Genomic DNA, 17,488 nt, shown 5'->3' with positions numbered 1-17,488 from the left:
CCCGTGCGCCCGACCGAGGCCGCGGCGCCGCCGCCCGACGCCCGCGCCGAGGCGGCGCCGCCGCTCGACGCCCCCGCCGCGGAGCCGCCGCTGCTCGACGCCCCCGCCGTGGAGCCGCCGCTGCTCGACGCCCGCGCCGCGCGCATCGCCGTGGACGACGTCGTCGCGATCGACGCGCTCACCGTGGAGACGCGCGGCGACCGCGTGCTCTGCGCCGGCGACGCCGGCGCGCTCTTCGCGGCGCTCTCGGGCGTCCCGTTCTCGGCCGTCCGCCGCCACCCGCAGGGCGCCGCGGCGGACGACGCCGCGGGGGCGGCCCCGGGCGAGGCGCGCGTCGTCGCCGGGCGCCTCGCCGTCGCCGGCCGCGACGTCGCGCGCTCCGCGCACCGCGCCGCGAGCGGGGCGGCGCCGCTCGATCCGCCGCTGCCGCTCGCCTGGACCGTGGACGCCTACGTCGGCTGGGGCGCGCGGCTCGCGGGGGCCTCGCCGCGCGCGGCCGCCGACATGGCGCGCGCCGCCCTGGCCCGGGTGGGCCTCGCGGCCGCCGGCAAGCGCGCCCTCCAGACGCTCGCGCTGCCCGAGCGCCGCGCGCTCGTCCTCGCCCAGGCGATCGCTGCCTCGCCCGCCGTGCTGATCGCCGAGGATCCGCTCGCCGGCCTCGACGACGGCGCCGCCGGCTTCGTCCTCGCCGCGCTCGCGGGCGCCACCGAGGGCCGCGGCGCGCTGCTCACGGCGGCGCGCCTCGACGCCGAGGGCCCGCGCGGCGTCCTCGCCCGCGGCGCCACCGACGTGCTCGTGCTCACGGGCGGCGAGCTCGCCTTCTCGGGCACGCTCGCGGAGATCGCCGCCGGGGGCCGCGTCTACGCCCTGACCGTGCGCAGCCACGCCGAGCTCCTCCGCGACGAGCTCGGCGCCCGGGGCATCGCCCTGCGCGGAGGGCCGGCGCGCTTCACCGCCGCGCTGCCCGAGGGCGCGACCTCCCGCGACATCGTCCTGGCCGCGACGCGCTGTCGCGCCGCGATCGTCGAGCTCATCCCCCTCTTCTGAGGGCCGCCGCGCCGCCGCGGCCCGACGTCCCGCGCCGCGCGCCGCCCTCGCCACTGTTCGCCACCCGCCGGGCGCCGTAGTACCGTGGGCGCGATGTCATCCGAACCCGCCGCGAACAAGCCGTCCGCCGCCCAGGTCACCCCGGGCGGCCAGCCCTCCGGAGGCCGACTCGCCGTGCTCACCGCGTTCGCGGTGGGCGCCTCCTGGATCCCGGTGCCGGTGCTCCCCGATCGGATGCTGCTGCGCATCCGCGGCGCCATCGCGCAGGACACTGTCGCCCGCCACGGCCTCAGCCTCACCACCGACGCGCGCACCCTGCTCGCCCAGGCCGGCGCGGAGCAGACCCCGATCCGCAAGGCCGCGCAGCTCGTCACGAAGGAGGTCCTCCGGCGGCTCAACCCGGCCCTGGCGCTCGCCGCCGCCGCGCGCGGCCTCGAGGTCTACGCCCTCGGCCACCTCCTGAACCGCTACATCACCCGCTTCCGCCGGACCAGCGCCGTGCGCATCCACGCCGACGAGGCGCGCTGGATCCGCGACGCCATCGAGCGCGCCGTGCGGCGGTCGCTCTCCCCCTCGCTCCGCCCGGACGCCACCGTCCTGCCGAGCGGCGCCGAGGACCTGCGCGACGAGTTCACGCGCTGGATCGACGCCTTCCTGCTCGCGGGCGCCGCCGTCCCCGAGTACATCGAGCGCCGCCTCGACGCGGCGTTCGACGAGATCGCCGCCGCCGGCCTCCCCCATGATTGACCCCGAGGAACGCACCGCCACCAAGGACACGGAAGACGGCCGCGGCGCCGACGACGCGGCCCCCGACGGCGACGCGCCGGAGGAGCGCGCGCGCGCCGCGCTCAAGCGCTGCCGCCGCGTCATCGTCAAGATCGGATCGAAGAGCCTCTCCGGCGACGCCTGGGACCGGCTCGCCGCCGAGGTCGCCGCGCTCCGCGGCCGCTCCGGCCGGAGCCTCGTCATCGTGTCGAGCGGCGCCATCGCGCTCGGGGTGGCGAAGCTCGGGCTCAAGGCGCGCCCGAAGGACATGGCGTGGCTCCAGGCCGCGGCCGCGGCGGGCCAGAGCGTGCTGATGCAGCGCTACGAGGAGGCCTTCGGCAAGGTCGGCCTGCTCGTCGCGCAGGTGCTCCTCACGCACGCCGACCTCGCCGACCGCACCCGCACCAACAACGCGAGGAACGCCCTCGCCGCGCTGCTCGAGGCCGGCGCCATCCCGATCATCAACGAGAACGACGCGGTGGCGGTCGAGGAGATCAAGTTCGGCGACAACGACCAGCTCGCGGCGATGGTCACCCCGCTCTGCGAAGCCGACCTGCTCATCCTCCTCTCGGACGTCGAGGGCCTGCTCGACGGCGACGGGCGCCGCGTGCCGTTCGTGCGCAGCGTCGCCCGCGAGGCGCGGCACCTCGCCGGCGGGTCGACCTCCGGCGTCGGCACCGGCGGCATGGCCAGCAAGGTGGAGGCCGCGCGCCGCGCCACGCTCGCGGGCTCGCACGTGGTCATCGGCGCCGCGCGCGAGCCGGGCATCATCACGCGCATCGTCTCGGGCGAGGACGTCGGCACCCTCTTCGCGGCCGTCCCGCAGCGGCTCAGCGCGCGCAAGCACTGGATCGCGTACACGCTCCGCCCGCGCGGCGCGATCCTCGTCGACCGCGGCGCCGCCGAGGCGATCGGCTCGAAGAACCGCAGCATCCTCGCTGTCGGCGTCCTCGGCGTGCGCGGCACCTTCCTCCCCGGCGACGCCGTGGCCGTCTTCGACCCCGACGGCGTCGAGATCGCGCGCGGCCTCGCGCGCATGTCCGCGGGCGACGCCGCGCGCATCGCGCGGAAGAAGCGCGACGACGACGCCGGCGACGACGTCGTCGTCCACCGCGACGACCTCGTGGTGCTCCCGAGCGAGTAGCCCCCCGCCTCCCAGCGCCCTGGAGACCCCGCCCCCGGCCTCCTGTAGGTGCGCCGACCACCCGTTTGCGCGCCCCCTCCACGATCGCGGGAACCTCCGCGCCGACCGGCTGTCGCTCCTTCCTGTCGGCTCTGACAGCTTCCGGGAGGACGGGTGATGCGCTTCGGGTTGTTCGTCGCCAACGGCTTGGTTCTCGCTGGGGTCGCGTGGACCGTCGGGCTCGGTCCGAGCGTGAAGGCCGCGCGGCTGCTGCCGCCGCCCGCCGCGGCCGGGCTCGGCGAGCTCGCGGAGCTCGAGGCCCGCTACGCCGAGCGCCGCTCGCCGGACCGCGTCACCGCGCTCGCCGCGGCCTACCTGGAGCGCGATCAGCCCGGGCTCGCCTCCTCCGCCCTCGACGCCGCGCCCCTCGAGGTGCGCGCGCTCGCGGAGCCTTCGCACCTCGCCGCGCGCGCGCTGCTCCGCCGCGGTCGCGTCCGCGACGCGCTCGCCGCGGCCGAGCAGGCCTCGGCGGCCTGCGCGACAGGCGCCTGCCCCGCGTGGCTCGAGGCGAAGTCCGCGCGCCAGCGCGCCTTCCTCGAGCAGCTCGTCGCCGCCGGCGTCGAGGACCCGCAGGTCGACCCGTCGGCGGCGCGCGCCGCGTACGAGCGCAGCGCGAGCGAGGTGCGCGTCGTCGCGATGCGCTGAGCGGAGGCGATGGATGCGGCGGAATCGTGCGGGGCGCGCGGGGCGCGCGGGGCGTTCTGCCCTGGGCCAATCTGGCTGGACAGAAGGTGGCAGTCCGCCGGGAGCCCTCCGTGAAGACGAGGCGACGCGACCTCGAGGCCGCGGCGGGCGTGACGATCGTCGAGGTCATATCCAAGCTTGGAAAACCTGTCGTTGTCGAATGACGGTCACCGCCTTCTGTCGTAGCCTTGGGACTTGCTCGGCGCGTCCGTACCGGGGGCGCTGTCCGATAGAACAACCGGTTGCGCTTGGGAGGGTCTCCCTCAGGTGGAACAGCCGCAAGCTCGCACGCGGGGCGTCCTGGCGACCGCATTGAGAGGCTTTTACCGATGCGGCGCCGCGGCGGTGATCGCGCTCGCGCTCGCCGCCGCCGCGGGCTGCGCGACGCCGATCACGAACGCTGGGCTGCCGATCCCCGCGGCGAAGCCGGGCCAGGAGGAGCGCGCGGTCCACTTCCGGCCGCCGTTCGAGCTGGCGACGAACGAGGACGCCATCGTCCGGATCGTCACCGACGTGACGTGCACCGGGACGCTCATCACCGAGGACCTGGTGCTCACCGCGCACCACTGCGTCGCGGCGCGCGACGAGAACGGCAGGACGCTGCGCCGCGATCAGGAGCCCGAGGCGATCACGATCGAGCTCGGGGGCGACCACCTGCCCTGGGGCGACGCCACGGTGCGCGCGGTGGTGTCGCCGGACTGCGGGTACACCTCGGGCGAGGGCGACATCGCGCTCCTCGTGCTGTCGCGCCGGCTGATCGGGATCCCGACCCTCATGCCGCGCATCGAGGCCCAGCCGGAGTCGAAGGAGACGGTGACGCCGTACGGCTTCGGCCGCTGCGCGCTCTCGCGCGATCCCGTCCACCTCGTGCCGCGGCTGGGCGGCAGCATCGACAGGCTGAGCCCGGGGCACTTCGTCGCGACCGCCTCGATCTGCCCGGGCGACTCGGGGGGCCCGGCGCGCAGCGACAGGGGAGGCGACGTCGTCGGCGTGATCTCGTCGAGCGTGATGGACGGCGACGAGCACACGACCGGCACCTCCTACTTCACCCGCCTCGACGTCTGGCCCGAGCTCTTCTCCGCGGCCCGCGAGATCGCGGCGGGCGCGAGCCCGAGCGAGCTGCCGCCGTACAGGAGCTGCCTGCAGTGACGGCGCCGCGGCGTCGGCGCGCCTCCCTTCCCTGCCGCCCGCGGCCGCCGCTGCGCTAGGCTGCGGGGTCGCATGCGGAAGCTGCTCAACGGCCTGCTCTGGATCCTCGGAACCCTCCTGGTGCTCGGCGTCGTGCTCCGCGCGCTGGTCCTCGACGTCTGGACGGTGCCGGATGACCCGATGCTCGGCGCCTCGATCGCGCCGAGCCTCGCCGCGGGCGACACGGTCGTCGTGCTGACGCGCGGCACGCCCGGCTTCGGCGAGCTGGTCCGGTGCCCCGACCCCGAGACCCCCGGCGGCCACATCGTCGGCCGGATCGCGGGCGTGCCGGGCGACACGGTCGAGGTCGATCACAGCAGCCTTGTCGTGAACGGGCACCGCTACGACGCCGAGGTCGCGTGCACCGAGCCCAGGTTGAGCATCATCGACCCGGCCACGGGCAACGCGGCCCAGGTCTCGTGCGACATGGTGATGATGGGCCCGGGCCTCCACCTCCGGGCGACCGGGCGCAAGCCCCCGCTCGAGCGCCGCCACCGCGTCGAGGTCCGGCCCGACACGGTCTTCCTGCTGAGCGACAACCGGAGCTACCACGACGACTCGCGCGATTTCGGCCTGCAGCCGCGCGCCGCGTGCAACCAGCGGATCGTGTTCCGCCTCTGGGGCGCCGGCGGCTGGGCCGACGACCAGCGCCGCTTCACCTTCGTGCGCTGATCGCTTGACCCCTCCGCTCTTCGACGTCTAGAACCGTGGTTCTCTCCACCCGGGTCGGGAATCCAGCGCGAGTTTCGGGCCGGGTCTTCCGTCCGGGCTAGCCCATCGGTCGGAGGTCCGCCGCGGCGGCCTTCCACTGGCGCGGGTCGGGGAACCGCCATCCCGCGGTCCTCCAATGCACCGAGGCGACGTTTGCACACCGAGCAGCACGAGATTGGCATCGTCTGTGGCCAGTGCGATCTGTGGAGCCCGATGGGCACCGCGCGTTGCCCTGAGTGCGCGAACGACCTGGCCCTGTTCACGCCGCGCCGGGCGAGCTCTCCGGCGACGTCGGCCCGGCGCTCCCCGACGCCCGCGGCCGGCAGCATCGCGGGCACCAGGGCGGAGGCTCGGCTCGACCCGACGAGCGCGCGCGGCCCGGCGCGAAGCCCCAAGACCACCTCGTCCAAGAGCGAATTTGCCGAACTCTCCCAGGAGGAGCTGATGGAGCAAGCCCGTAACTACGTCTGCCGTTCCTGCTCGAGCGGTGTCCCCTCGGGCCACAAGTTCTGCGGAAGGTGCGGGACCGCTGTCCCGCCCGAGATCCTGAGCGCGCAGACGCTGTTCTTCGGGGACATGCAGAACCCGGCGAAGGCGAAGCTGATCCTCATCCGCGGCGAGGGCATGGACGGCCTCTCCTTCCACCTGAAGGCCGAGCAGCACATCGTCGGCCGCAACGGGCAGCTCGTCTTCCCGGACGATCCGTTCGTCTCGCCGAAGCACGCGAACTTCTTCTACCGCGACGGCAAGCTGGTGGTGCGCGACGAGGGCTCGCTGAACGGCGTCTACATCCGCGTGCGCGGCACGATCGACATCACGCCGGGCGACACCTTCCTCGCCGGCGAGCAGCTCTTCCGGCTCGATCCGACGCCGCGCGCCTCCGACGGCCAGGATCCGGACGGCACGTTCTTCTACTCCTCGCCCAAGCACCCGAGCCCGTTCCGCCTGACGCAGGTGCTCCAGGGCGGCGCGGTCGGCATGACGGTCTGCGCGCGCGGCAGCTCGCTGCAGATCGGGCGCGAGGGCGGCGACCTGAACTTCCCCGTCGATCTGTACATGTCGGGCTCGCACTGCCGGCTCGAGGAGCACAACGGCAAGTTCACGCTCACCGATCTCAACAGCCGCAACGGCACCTACGTGCGCATCAAGAGCGAGCGCGAGCTCGCCCACGGCGACTACCTCTTCATCGGCCGCAAGCTCCTGCGCGTCGAGCTCAACACCAACTAGCTCGGCCCCGCCGGGAGCCCGGGCAGGCCGCTCGCCCATGACCACCGCTCGCTGGCCCCTCGACGTCCTCCGCGCCGGACCGGTCGCCGCGGGCGTGAAGCTGTGGCGCAGCCGTGACCAGCTCCATGTGACCGTCATCGCCAAGGTGACCTTCGCGATGATCGCCGGCGGCGAGGCGCAGCAGATCGAGCCGCTGGAGGTGATCCAGAGCGAGGTCTACACGCGGGGCCACCCGATGATGCCGCTCCTCGCGGCGAGCGAGCTCGCGCCGTGGCTGGAGCGCGCGGAGGTGGTGGTCACCGGCCACGCGTGGGCGCCGGGCGGGGCGCCTGTCCGGCGGATGCCGGTGCGGCTCGCGATCCTGCGCGGGGCGGCGGCGCTCGTCGACAAGCGGATCGAGGTCGTCGGCGATCGGGCGGCCACCGCGGCGTCGCCCGACCCGGAGCCCCAGCCGTTCGTGAAGATGCCGATCGAGTACCAGCGCGCCTGGGGCAACCTCGGCGATCCGGAGAACCCCTTCGGCGTCGGGGTCCTCGAGGACCCGCACGGCAGGACCTCGCTGCCCAACCTGCTGCCGCCGGGCGGGGGGCGCGCGCCTGTCGGCCTCGGGCCTGTCGCGCCGTTCGTGCCGAGCCGGGTGCGCAGGCTCCGCGGCCTCGCGCCGACCGCGCTGGAGGGGATCGCGACGATCCCGGACGACTTCGACTGGTCGTACTTCCAGTCGGCGCCCGCGGATCAGCGCTTCGACAGGGTGCTCGGCGGCGAGCAGATCGTGCTGGAGGGCCTGAGCCCGCACCACCCGGCGCTGGCCACGCGCCTGCCGGCGCTGCGGGCGCTCGCGACGATCTACCTGCCGAACGGCGCGCAGCGCTGGGTGCTGCTGACGGGCGACATGCTGGTCGTGCACCCCGACGCCGAGCGGTGCGCGGCGGTCTTCCGCGGCAGCTTCCAGGTGGCCCAGGAGGAGGCGCTCCTCGCGCTGCGCGTCGCGGTGGGCGTCGAGGTGGGGGGCCGGCCCGTGCCGTGGCCGGACGTCACCGAGGTGCTCGCCAGCGCGCCGATGGTGGCGGCGGCGGCGGCGGAGCGCGCGATGTCGAGGGACTGGAGCACCACGGTGAAGCTCGACGACGAGGACATCGTGGACGCGCCGGAGGGCGCCGCGGCCGCGCGGGAGCACCCGCTCGCGGGCACGCTGCCGCTCGACGGCGCGGGGTCGCCGCCGGGGATCGCGGCGCGGGCCGCTTCCTCGGCCATCGCAGAGCGGGGGGCCCAGGGCCCGGGCGGCGCGGCAGGCGCGCCGTTTCCGCTCGCCCCCGCGGGGGCGCGCGGCGATCGGACGAGCGGCGAGCCCCCGGACGCTGCCTGGACGGCGGCGCGCGCGGCGGCGACCCTGGTGGCCGCGTCACCGCTGGAGGGCACGCTCGATCTGGGCGTGACGGCCACCGCGCCGCTGGAGGGCGCGGTCGACCAGCGCACGCCGGCCGCCGCGCCCGCGCCCGCGCCCGTCGCCGCGCCCGCGCCCGTCGCCGCGCCCGCGCCCGCGCCCGCGCCCGCGCCCGTCGCCGCGCCCGCGCCCGTCGCCGCGCCCGCGCCCGTCGCCGCGCCCGCGCCCGTCGCCGCGCCCGCGCCCGCGCCCGCGCCGTCGCCGCCCACGCTGGCCCAGGCGCCGCCCGCGCGGAAGCAAGAGCGGCCCGATCTCGTCGGGAGCCTCTACAAGCGCTTCCTCAAGGGCTGAGCCGGAACGACGACGGAGGGACCATCATGTCGGAGGGAACCGTGGTTCGGGAGCGCGCGGCATCCGTGCGCGCCGAGGAGTACCTGGGCCCAGCGCATGTCCTGGAGGCCCGCGGGCAGGCGGTGGTGATCGAGCTGCCGGAGGGGGAGAGCGCCGAGGCGACGATGGCGCTGGCGATCCCGTATGCGCCGGCCGTGGGCGACGTGCTCCTGGTGATCGGCCGCGGCGGGCGCTTCTATGGGATCGGCGTCCTGCACGGGACGGGCAAGACGACGCTGGAGCTCCAGGGCGACGTCGACCTCCGGGCGGCCGGCGGGGCGCTGCGGCTGTCCGGGGACCGCGGGGTGGAGCTCCGGGGACCGGAGGTGGACCTGCACGGCGACAAGGTCCGGGTGTTCGCGGGATCGCTGGTGCAGAAGGCGGCGTCGCTCTATCAGCGCGTGACCGACCTGTTCAGCCTGCACGCGCGCGAGAGCCACACGGTCGTGGACGGCTCAGCGACGACCAGGGCGAAGAGCGCGACGGTGCTGACCGAGGAGACGATGACGATCAACGGGAAGGAAATCCATCTGGGCTAGTACAGCGTCGCCCGACGGTCCGCTTCGATCCCGGATCGACCCGCGCCCCCTCGGGACGCGTCAGTAGCAGATCCCGAACTCGGCGTAACCGATGTCGCTGCAGAACCCGCCGCTCGCGCACGGGGCTCCGAGGAGGTCCGGCGGGCACAGCTCGATGCAGGTGCCAACGCCCTCTCCGGTCAGATCGCCGCACAGCGAACCCGACACACAGCTGATGGACACGTCGAAGGAACAGGCGGCGCCGACGGGGATGCCGCCTCCCGTGATGCAGGCCGGCGCTCCTCCGACCAGCTCTCCAGGGACGCACCACTCGGCATCACCGCAGCCGGCGCCGAACGGCGTGCATGCGCCGCCCACCTCGGTCACCTCGATGGAGATGTCGAGCTGACCGTTCCCGATGGTGATGATCGTGCCGTCGGTCTGGAACCGATAGACCAGCTCCGTGGTGAATCCATCGAAGATCGTGAACGCAGCAGGGTTCGGGGAGATGAGGGTCGCCTGCACGGGCACGAACGTGTCCCCCTCGTAGCGCTCCAGGACCCACCCCGGCTGGAGGACGCTCCAGTAATCGCCGACGGGCAACGCCGCGGTGAGCACCGTCTCGCCCGGGTGATCCGAGCTGCTGAGGTAGGTGAAGAGCGGCCCCTCGACCGCGAAGAGCGCATTGCTCAACCGGTACACACGCCCGTCGGTCTCCGCCACCAGCGACAGGCTCGCGCGGCCCGTGGATTCCCCTTCTTCCGCGCCGTCCGGAGCGCCGATGCACGCCGGGAGCAGCGGCGCCGCCGCAAGAAACACCGCGAACCCGAGCCCCACAAACGCCGATCGCCTCATGCTGAACCTCCTGTGATGAAAAGGACCGCCCAGCGTAACTCAACACGAGGCGCGATCGTCGAGCAAAAGCGCCCCCCCATCGCAGGACCAACGCCATGACATCGACGTCAGGACCGCTCGCTCCGGAGTGGACGGGTGTAGGAGGACCGCCCGCGTCTCCTGGAGGGAACAAGCACATTCCCGACGCTCAGAAGAAGACCCCATCCCGGCTCGGCTAGCCGGGGAACGGGAAGGGGTCAAACGACATCAGCCCGGACACGGGCTCGATGTTGAGGCCGATCTTGGTGTAGCCCGTGTGATCCGCGTCATCGTCCTCGCGCCTGTAGATCGTGCACTTCGTGTTCTTGATCTGATCTGCGTCGGGGCGGCCCTCGCCCGAGGCGCCTGCGTCACAGTGGAGGAAATACCCGCCCTGCCGCGCGCGGGAGTGCGTGAATTTGATCACCCGCTGTTCCTCGGTCGCGCCCTCCGCCTTGTCGGCGTAGGTGCTGAGCCAGTCGGTCTCGGGGAGCACGCCGAGCGAGGGGAGGATGTGGACATCGACCCCCTCGACATCGGCGTACTCTGCGCTGTCCTTGACGTGCTTATCGTAGAATCGAAGGACGTGGTTCCGCCGGTAATCGTTGCACACCTCGGTCGCGAAGAGGAGGCCACGCAACCGGAAGAGCGCCCTCGTGTCCCTGGAGGCGTCGGGGTACAGCGTGCCCCAGCCGCGCTCCTCGAGCCTCTCGTTCCCGCCCGGCCATCGCTTGCAGTACACGCACTGCAGCGCGCCGCCGTAGAACACGGGGACGACGTTGAACGCCTGCGTCCTGGTCGCGAAGTAACATGTCCCGGGGATGATCAGCACCCCGGGGTGCTCCTTGCTGTACTCCGCGATGCGCTCGAACGCGTGCCGGTGCTCCTCATCCGTCAGCGCCCGGCCATCCTGTTTCGAGAGGAATGCCTCCGGGGCCAGCACGATCGGCAGCGTCCCGGCGTCGTCGCGCGCGCCGAGCAGAGCGGCGCTATCGAGGCATTGGCCGAGCAGCGCGAGCCTGTCCTGCAGAGAGCCGTCGTAATCGTAGGGGTGCGTGAACGGGAGCATCGTCACCCGCGCATGCGTCGGGCGATCGCCCGCGGCGTCGCACTCGAAGATCGCGGGGCGGGCGTCATCGCGGTGATAAGCGCGCATCATGGCGCTCCCCGGATCGTGCGCCATCACGGGGCCGCGCGCCCTCGGGGTCGAGGGCCCCGGTCCGCCGTCGCTCATCGCTGGCAGCGAGACCCCGTCGCCATGACCCGGCGCCGTGGTGGTCGCAGGAGCGCCGGCGAACGCGATCGCCCGCTTCTTGGGATTGCCACAGCACAGCAGGGCTCTCAGCCAGTTGGGCACGACGTCACCCCTCCCCCGGCCCGACCCCGACCCCCTGCACCTCCACCCCGCCCGGCAGCGTCACCCGCACCGCCGCCGCCATCCGCGCGCCCCCGCCGCCCGCGCACAGCGCCTGCCCCACGCCCTTGCCGTGCGTCCTCTCCCCAGCGATCGCCGCCCGCCCGTGCGCCCTGAGGCACCCCGCGAACAGCTCCGCCGCCGAGGCCGTCCCGCGGTTCACCAGGATCGTCACGGGCGCCGTATACGGCGCTCCCTGCCGCGAGCGATAGACCACCTCGTCCCCATCGCCGTCCGTCACCGTCGCCACCACGCTCCCCGCCGGCAGGAAATCCCCCGCCAGCTCGACGAACGCCCGCAGCTCTCCCCCGGGGTTGTCCCGCAGATCGATGACCAGCTCGCGCACCCCCTCCGCCTCGAGCGCGCGCACCGCCCGGTGCACGAGCGCCGGCACATCCAGCGAGAACACCCGGATCCGGATCACCCCGATCCCGTCGCCCAGCGGCGCGTGCTCCACGTTCGCCGCGCCCGGGCTCACCTCCTCCGGCGCCGCCGCGCACGTGTAGAACACGTTCACCGCGCTCGGCACCAGCACCGCGCCCACCGCGTTGTTTCCCGCGTTCCCGGTGGTGGGGCAGGTGAGGTTGATCGCGGGCAGCCCCTCGATCATCACCTTGGGGTTGCCCGCCACGTACGCCCCGAGATCCATGTAGAGCGGGTGCGCCACCCCGGGCTCCATCCCGAAGGTCATCGGGATGGTCGTGCCGAGGTTCAGCGCGTTCATCATCGACACCTTCACCTTCACCGAGAAATTCACCGCCATCGCGTTGAGCGCGAAGTTCGGGTACGGAATCGGCACCACCACCGGCCCCACCGGCGTCAGGCACACGTCCGGAAAGCCGATGTTCATCCCGGCGCCGTTGTTGCTCGCAGGCAGCATTCGTCCGCTCCTTCCGCTCTCATCGGGGCGGCCGCGGGGGCGTGTACGCCTCCGCCTCCGCCCGCTCGATGTCCGTCCGGCGCGCGCCGAGGAGCCTCGCGCCGGAGAAGCGCGCGCCCTCGTCGTGGAGGGCGTGCAGGTTGGCGCCGCCGAGGTCGGCCTCGCTGAAGTCGGCCTCCTCGACCCGCGCGTGCGACAGGTTGGCGCGCTCGAGCCGGGCCGAGAGGAAGAGCGCGCCGCGGGCCTCGGCGTGATCGAGCATGGCGTCCCGGAGGTCCGCGGCGGCGAGGTTCGCGCGCTCGAGGTCCGCCCGGGTGAACGTCGCGTACCGGAGCATCGCCCGCGAGAGCTTCGCCCCACGCAGCGAGGCGCCCCCGAAATAGGCGGCCTTCGCCACGACGTCCGGCAGGCTCGCGCCGTCCAGCGCGGCCCCGCGGAGCCTGGCCTGCGTCAGGATGGATCCCTCGAAATCGGCGCCGCGCAGGTTCGCCTGCGAGAAATCGCTGCCCATGAAATCGCAGTCGCGGAGGCTCATCCGCTCGAGGTTCGCCTCCATGAAGGCGCAGCGGTGCACCGTGAGGCCGGCGAAGGAGACGGCGCGCAGATCCACGCCGGAGAAATCGACGCGATCGAAGATCGTCTTGCCGACAACGGCGCCCTCCAGGGCGGCCCCGCGGAGGAGCGCCTGCTGGAGCACCGCGCGCGTCAGGTTCGCGCGCGCGAGCCGCGCCCCGTCGAGGATGCAGCGGACCAGGCGCGCGGCCGTGAGATCGGCGCCCTCGAGGTCCGCGTCGATGAGGATCACCGACTCCAGATCGCGGCCCGAGAGATCCACGCCGCGGAGGATCGAGCGCGAGAGGTCGCAGCCGTGGAAGCTCACGCCCCGGAGGTCCGCGCCGGTGAGATCGCAGTCCGAGAGGATCGAGCGCTCGAGGCGGGCGCCGCGGAGATCGGCGCCGCGCAGGTCGGCGCCGCGCAGCGAGCAGAGGGAGAGGTCCGCGCCCGAGAGGTCGAGCCCGGAGAGGTCCGCGCCGTCGAGGTCGGTCCCGGCGAGGTCCTTGCCTGCGAGCTCGGGCCGGCCGAGCCTTGCCTCGTCGAGGACCACGCCGCGCATGCGCCGCGGGAAGCGGGCGCCGCGGAGGTCGGCCTTGACGAAGACCACGCGCTCGAGCTCCGCGCCCTCGAGGTCCGCGCCGCCGAGATCGGCCCCGACGAAGGCGCAGGCCTCGACGCGGGCGCGGGCGAGGCGCGCGCCGCGGAGGTTCGCGCGGGTGAAGGAGGCGCGGGCGACGCGGGCCTCCGTGAGATCCGCGCCCTCGAGGTTCGCGAGGTCGAGGCGCGAGCCCGAGAGGGTCGCGCCGACGAGGCGGGCCCCGGACAAGTCCGAGCCCACCGCCTCGACCTCGACGAGCGCCGCGCCGGAGAGATCGGCGCGGGCGAGCCGCTGGTAGGAGAGCTTCGCGCGGGCGAGCGTCGCGCCGACGAGGCGCGCGCCCTCGAGGTTCGAGCCGAGCACGAGCGCGCCGTCCAGCGCGCAGCCCGCGAGGTCCGCCTCGCGGAGGTCGCACTCGACGAAGTGCGCGCCCGAGAGCGCGCTGCCCGCGAGCCGGGCGCCGCGCAGGCTGGCGCGGAGGAACTTGACGCGGCCGAGAGGGAGGTTCGTGAGATCCCGGCCCGCGAGGTCGAGGCCGTCGAGGCGGGCGCCCTGGAGCGGCGCGCCGGCGCGGACGCGCTCGAGGAGCTCCTCGACGCTCTTCACCCGTCCTCCAGGGACGCTCTTCACCCGCCCTCCAGGCTGGAGCGCCGCAGGTTCGCCCCGTTGAAATCACAGCCGGCGGCGCTCGCGCCGTCGAGGCGGGCGCTGTACAGGCTGGCCCCGGCGAAGGAGGCGCCGTCGAGGCGCGCCTTGCGGAGGTCGGCGCCGAACAGGTCGGCCTGCGCGAGGTCGGCGCGCTCCAGGGACGCGCGGTAGAAGCGGCTCCCGCGCAGGACCGCGCAGGCGAAGCGCGCGCCCCGGGCCGAGGCCCAGGAGAGGTGCGCCCGCGGGAGGGACGCATACCGGAGGTCGGCGCCGTCGAGCTTCGCTCGGAGCAGCGCGGCGCCCTCGCCGCGCGCTTGCACGAGCGTCGCCCGCTCGAGATCGGCGTCGGCGAAGCTCGTGCGCGGCAGGGACGCGCCCGTGAGATCCGCGCCCCTGCCGGAGGATCCCGCGCACATGCACCCGACGAGCGCCGCGCCCCTCAGGGAGGCGCGATCGAGCTTCGCCCCCTGGAGGACGGCGCCCTCGAGGTGGAGCTCGTCCCCGTCGATCTCGCGGAGATCGGCCTCATCGAGCAGCGCGCCGCGCCCCCGCGCCCTCGCCAGGCGGGCGCGGGCGAGATCGGCGCGGGTAAAGACGGCCTGGTCGAGCTTCGCGCCGCGCAGATCGGCGCCCGCGGCGCGCGCGCCGGTGAGGTTCGCCTGGGAGAGGTCCGCGCCCGGGAGGGCGGCGCCCTCGAGGTTCGCCTCGAACAGCACGGCCCGCGACAGATCCGCGCCCGAGAGGTCCGCGCCCGAGAGGTCCGCGCCCGAGAGGAGCGCGCCGGCGAGCTTCGCCCCGGAGAGATCGCGCCCCGAGAGGTCGTGCCCGGAGAGATCGCGCCCCGAGAGGTCGACGCCGGGGCCGGGCTCGGGGGGCGGCGCCGCGGCCTCGCCGGGCGGCCGGTAGCCGGGGACGATCTCGCGGAGGCGGGCGTCGCGAAGCAGCGCGTCGAGGCGCTCGACGCCCTCGAGCTCCGTCCCGCGCGCGGCCGCGTCCCGCCGGAGCTGCTCGACGCGCGCGACGAGCGCGTCGAGCGCGCCGCCCATGGGGACGCGCGGCGCGCCCGCTGGCGTGGCCGGGAGGTACGCGGCCTGCCGCTGCGCCGGGAGCCGCGCGAGCGCCTGCGCGATGGTGCGCTCGAGGTCGACGCCCTCGGGGGTGCGCAGGGTCCGGAGCTTCTCGACGAGCTGCCGCACGCGGTCCTGCTCCGGCGCGTGGAGGCCGCCGAGCCGCTCGGCGAGGAGCTTCGACACCGGATCCGCCTCGTGCGCCGGCGGCGGCCGCGGCGCGCCGTCGCGGACGAGGTCGTAGGCGTCGCGCACCTCCGGCGGGAGATCCTCGAGCCCGCGCGGATCGCGGGCGAGCTGCGCGAGCCTCTCCCGGTAGTGGTCGAGCGGGAGCGGCGCGGCGTCCAGCGGCTCGGCCGCGATGACGACGGCGCGCACGTCGGTGAGATCGTCCTCGGCCACCTCGGCGTGACCGCGCCAGGTCAGGGTCACGAGGCCCGCGTCCGGCTCCACGAGGAGGGTGTCGAGGCTCATGCGGGCGTCCTGCACGCGGCCATGGGCGTCCTCGACGACCGCGCGGATCCGGACGCCCGGCAGGCGGAAGGAGGCGGTCTGCGCGGCGGGGTGGAGGTTCAGGAGCGTGACCTCCTCGTCGCCGCGCAGGTGGCCGGCGAGGCGCTGATCCGGCGGGGCGGCCTGGAAATAGGCCCAGTCGAAGTCCTCGGCGTACCAGGGGGCGCGGGTCTTCCGGTACGAGGGGCCGTACTCCTTGCCGAGCATCCGGCGGTGCTCGGGCGAGTCCGGGTGGATCGGCCCGAAGGGCGCGGGCACGAGGCGGCCCTCGCGCGGCGCCGGAACGAGCAGCGATTTCGACCAGCTCCCGACAGCGAACCCCACGGCGTGCTCGCGCGGCGGCTCGCCGGGCGGCGGGCGGCACGCGCCGCGGAGCAGGAGATCCGCGGCCGGCTTCCAGTCGGCGAAATCGCCGGGGTACGTGCACTCGCCGTCGCGCTCGCCGTCGCCTCCCTCGAAGGTCGCGGCGGTCAGCGCCCCCTGCGCGAGCTGCCCTTCCAGCGGCGCGAGCGGCTCGCCCGGACGGAGCGAGAACCGGCCGCGGACGACGAGGACCACCTCGGGCTGCGGCGGCCTGCGCGAGCAGACCTTGGCGCCGAAGGGGAAGGGCGTGAGGTTCCGGGTCTGCATCAGAACAGGTTGATGACGCCGGACATCAGGTTGTACGCCCCGGTGCTCACCGACTCGGCCGACGAGACGCTCGAGCAGATGTTCTTCACGTTGGTGCGGAACTGCGAGAGCTCCTGCCGGTTGGTCAGGTTGAGCTCGGCCTTGGGGCCCATGTTGATCGAGACCCCCGCCGTGAGCGAGACCTCGAGCATGGCCGCGATCGTCAGCTCGACCAGGCCGCCGATCGTGACGTCCTCGGTGGCCCCCACGGTGATCGACGCCGCGTTGCCGATGGTGATGTCGCTCGTGTCGCCGATGGTCACCGACTGGACCTCGCCGATGGTGGTGTCCGAGACGAGCGAGGCGGTCGTCGTGCTGGACACGGTGCTCGCGGCGGTCTCGTCGCTGATCGACGTGGCGCTCGTGGTGCTGGAGATGGTCTGCGCGGTGGTCTCGTCGCTGATCGCGGTCGCCGTCGTCTTGCTCGCGATCTGGTCGGCCCAGGTCTCGTCGAGGATCTGCGGCACAGGGCAGGCCGCCGAGCCGGTGTACGACTCGATCCGCTGGGCCCAGGTGGAGCTCAGGCAGACGGGGTTCGGGCGCTCGGCCGTGGGGGCCTCGGAGCCGGTGATGCTGGTCTGCTTGTTCCCGTAGAAGCGATCGAACGTATCGCCATGGTAGGTTGTGTCGACGTCGCCCTTCTCGGTCTTCTCGGTGACCTTCCACGTGCCGTTGTAGTTCTGGACCCACTCGATGGTGGTGGCGGCGGTCCAGAGATCGGTCGCATCCTGGATATGGCCGCCGGAGACGTCCCAGCCTGCGGTGTCTTCCTGCCGGCCGAGGACGAGCATGCGGTAATTGCCCTTGATGACCTCGACCTTGTCGCCGCGCGTGGTGGTGATGCGGTTGCCGTCGGAGTGGTCGCGCCAGCCGCCCTTGGTGTGGAGCTTCGCGGTCTCGGCCTGCCGCTCGGCCTCGGGGATGAAGCTGGGGCAGCCGTCGCGCTTGCGGGTGTCGTCGATGAACGAGGTGACCCGGGCGGCGAGGTCCTCGCCCGTCGCTCTCGGCGCGCTCGGGTCGGCGGCGAGGCTCGGGTCCTTGACCGCGCCGAGGCGCAGATACGAGCCCATCGCCTCGGCCTCGGACGCCGCGTCGTTGAAGTTCGGGACCTCGATGAGGAGGTATTTCCCGTTGATACCGTCACCCTCGCGCGTGCCCATGCGTGCCTCCGGGT

15 protein-coding genes are annotated in these 17,488 nt (G+C 74.0%); 9 read left to right on the top strand and 6 right to left on the bottom strand.

All coding sequences use genetic code 11. From position 1 onward, the window contains the following. Positions 1–3 precede the first annotated feature (3 nt). The 9 genes from WMF42_RS41625 to WMF42_RS41585 all read left to right on the top strand — a co-directional run bounded on the left by WMF42_RS41625 (position 4) and on the right by WMF42_RS41585 (position 9,118). Positions 4–1,047: an ABC transporter ATP-binding protein gene (locus tag WMF42_RS41625; RefSeq protein ID WP_437688653.1), complete on the top strand. Its 1,044-nt coding sequence runs from the start codon at positions 4–6 to the stop codon at positions 1,045–1,047. 93 nt (positions 1,048–1,140) lie between these two features. Further along, positions 1,141–1,794, top strand: a complete 654-nt coding sequence (locus WMF42_RS41620; protein ID WP_437688651.1) for a hypothetical protein — start codon at positions 1,141–1,143, stop codon at positions 1,792–1,794. Next, on the top strand, positions 1,787–2,956 hold the full coding sequence (proB, locus tag WMF42_RS41615) for a glutamate 5-kinase (RefSeq protein WP_437688649.1): 1,170 nt from the start codon (positions 1,787–1,789) through the stop codon (positions 2,954–2,956). The genes WMF42_RS41620 and proB overlap by 8 nt, the downstream gene beginning before the upstream one ends. A 156-nt stretch (positions 2,957–3,112) precedes the next feature. Then, complete coding sequence (locus tag WMF42_RS41610; protein ID WP_437688648.1) at positions 3,113–3,640, top strand: hypothetical protein; 528 nt, start codon at positions 3,113–3,115, stop codon at positions 3,638–3,640. Between the two features lie 351 nt (positions 3,641–3,991). Beyond that, a complete protein-coding gene (locus WMF42_RS41605; protein ID WP_233561422.1) occupies positions 3,992–4,828 on the top strand; it encodes a trypsin-like serine peptidase in 837 nt (278 codons plus the stop codon). Positions 4,829–4,900: 72 nt separating this feature from the next. After that, positions 4,901–5,539, top strand: coding sequence for a signal peptidase I (gene lepB, locus WMF42_RS41600; protein WP_061607940.1), 639 nt, complete (start codon positions 4,901–4,903; stop codon positions 5,537–5,539). Positions 5,540–6,022: 483 nt separating this feature from the next. Continuing rightward, positions 6,023–6,805, top strand: a complete 783-nt coding sequence (locus tag WMF42_RS41595; RefSeq protein ID WP_155798338.1) for an FHA domain-containing protein — start codon at positions 6,023–6,025, stop codon at positions 6,803–6,805. A gap of 37 nt (positions 6,806–6,842) precedes the next feature. After that, a complete protein-coding gene (locus tag WMF42_RS41590) occupies positions 6,843–8,540 on the top strand; it encodes a DUF2169 family type VI secretion system accessory protein (RefSeq protein WP_437688646.1) in 1,698 nt (565 codons plus the stop codon). Between the two features lie 26 nt (positions 8,541–8,566). Continuing rightward, a complete protein-coding gene (locus WMF42_RS41585) occupies positions 8,567–9,118 on the top strand; it encodes a DUF3540 domain-containing protein (protein WP_061610062.1) in 552 nt (183 codons plus the stop codon). A gap of 60 nt (positions 9,119–9,178) precedes the next feature. On the opposite strand, the gene WMF42_RS41580 is transcribed toward WMF42_RS41585, so the two are convergent. The 6 genes from WMF42_RS41580 to WMF42_RS41555 all read right to left on the bottom strand — a co-directional run bounded on the left by WMF42_RS41580 (position 9,179) and on the right by WMF42_RS41555 (position 17,474). Beyond that, positions 9,179–9,952 (bottom strand): hypothetical protein, encoded by a 774-nt coding sequence (locus tag WMF42_RS41580; protein WP_061610061.1) that lies wholly within the window; start codon positions 9,950–9,952, stop codon positions 9,179–9,181. A gap of 214 nt (positions 9,953–10,166) precedes the next feature. Then, on the bottom strand, positions 10,167–11,327 hold the full coding sequence (locus tag WMF42_RS41575) for a hypothetical protein (protein ID WP_437688644.1): 1,161 nt from the start codon (positions 11,325–11,327) through the stop codon (positions 10,167–10,169). Positions 11,328–11,331: 4 nt separating this feature from the next. Then, on the bottom strand, positions 11,332–12,264 hold the full coding sequence (locus tag WMF42_RS41570) for a S41 family peptidase (RefSeq protein ID WP_061610059.1): 933 nt from the start codon (positions 12,262–12,264) through the stop codon (positions 11,332–11,334). Between the two features lie 19 nt (positions 12,265–12,283). Continuing rightward, positions 12,284–14,047: a pentapeptide repeat-containing protein gene (locus tag WMF42_RS41565; RefSeq protein WP_437688642.1), complete on the bottom strand. Its 1,764-nt coding sequence runs from the start codon at positions 14,045–14,047 to the stop codon at positions 12,284–12,286. Further along, positions 14,044–16,275, bottom strand: a complete 2,232-nt coding sequence (locus WMF42_RS41560; protein ID WP_437688640.1) for a pentapeptide repeat-containing protein — start codon at positions 16,273–16,275, stop codon at positions 14,044–14,046. Before WMF42_RS41560 ends, WMF42_RS41565 begins: the two co-directional genes overlap by 4 nt. Then, the gene (locus WMF42_RS41555; RefSeq protein WP_437688638.1) at positions 16,275–17,474 is read right to left on the bottom strand and encodes a hypothetical protein; all 1,200 of its coding nucleotides are present in this window, start codon (positions 17,472–17,474) and stop codon (positions 16,275–16,277) included. Before WMF42_RS41555 ends, WMF42_RS41560 begins: the two co-directional genes overlap by 1 nt. Between the last annotated feature and the right edge of the window lie 14 nt (positions 17,475–17,488).

Source organism: Sorangium sp. So ce176, from assembly GCF_051519835.1.
GTDB classification, from domain to species: domain Bacteria; phylum Myxococcota_A; class Polyangia; order Polyangiales; family Polyangiaceae; genus Sorangium; species Sorangium cellulosum_G.
The sequence above is the reverse complement of the archived record's forward strand: the minus strand, read 5'-3'. Positions and strand labels throughout refer to the sequence as shown.

Excerpts from the sequence above, each read along its gene's own strand:
- WMF42_RS41560 (WP_437688640.1), bottom strand. The coding sequence starts at position 16,275 with ATGCAGACCCGGAACCTCACGCCCTTCCCCTTCGGCGCCAAGGTCTGC.
- WMF42_RS41620 (WP_437688651.1), top strand. The coding sequence starts at position 1,141 with ATGTCATCCGAACCCGCCGCGAACAAGCCGTCCGCCGCCCAGGTCACC.
- WMF42_RS41580 (WP_061610061.1), bottom strand. The coding sequence starts at position 9,952 with ATGAGGCGATCGGCGTTTGTGGGGCTCGGGTTCGCGGTGTTTCTTGCG.
- WMF42_RS41610 (WP_437688648.1), top strand. The coding sequence starts at position 3,113 with ATGCGCTTCGGGTTGTTCGTCGCCAACGGCTTGGTTCTCGCTGGGGTC.
- WMF42_RS41555 (WP_437688638.1), bottom strand. The coding sequence starts at position 17,474 with ATGGGCACGCGCGAGGGTGACGGTATCAACGGGAAATACCTCCTCATC.
- proB (WP_437688649.1), top strand. The coding sequence starts at position 1,787 with ATGATTGACCCCGAGGAACGCACCGCCACCAAGGACACGGAAGACGGC.
- lepB (WP_061607940.1), top strand. The coding sequence starts at position 4,901 with ATGCGGAAGCTGCTCAACGGCCTGCTCTGGATCCTCGGAACCCTCCTG.
- WMF42_RS41570 (WP_061610059.1), bottom strand. The coding sequence starts at position 12,264 with ATGCTGCCTGCGAGCAACAACGGCGCCGGGATGAACATCGGCTTTCCG.
- WMF42_RS41590 (WP_437688646.1), top strand. The coding sequence starts at position 6,843 with ATGACCACCGCTCGCTGGCCCCTCGACGTCCTCCGCGCCGGACCGGTC.
- WMF42_RS41585 (WP_061610062.1), top strand. The coding sequence starts at position 8,567 with ATGTCGGAGGGAACCGTGGTTCGGGAGCGCGCGGCATCCGTGCGCGCC.
- WMF42_RS41595 (WP_155798338.1), top strand. The coding sequence starts at position 6,023 with ATGGAGCAAGCCCGTAACTACGTCTGCCGTTCCTGCTCGAGCGGTGTC.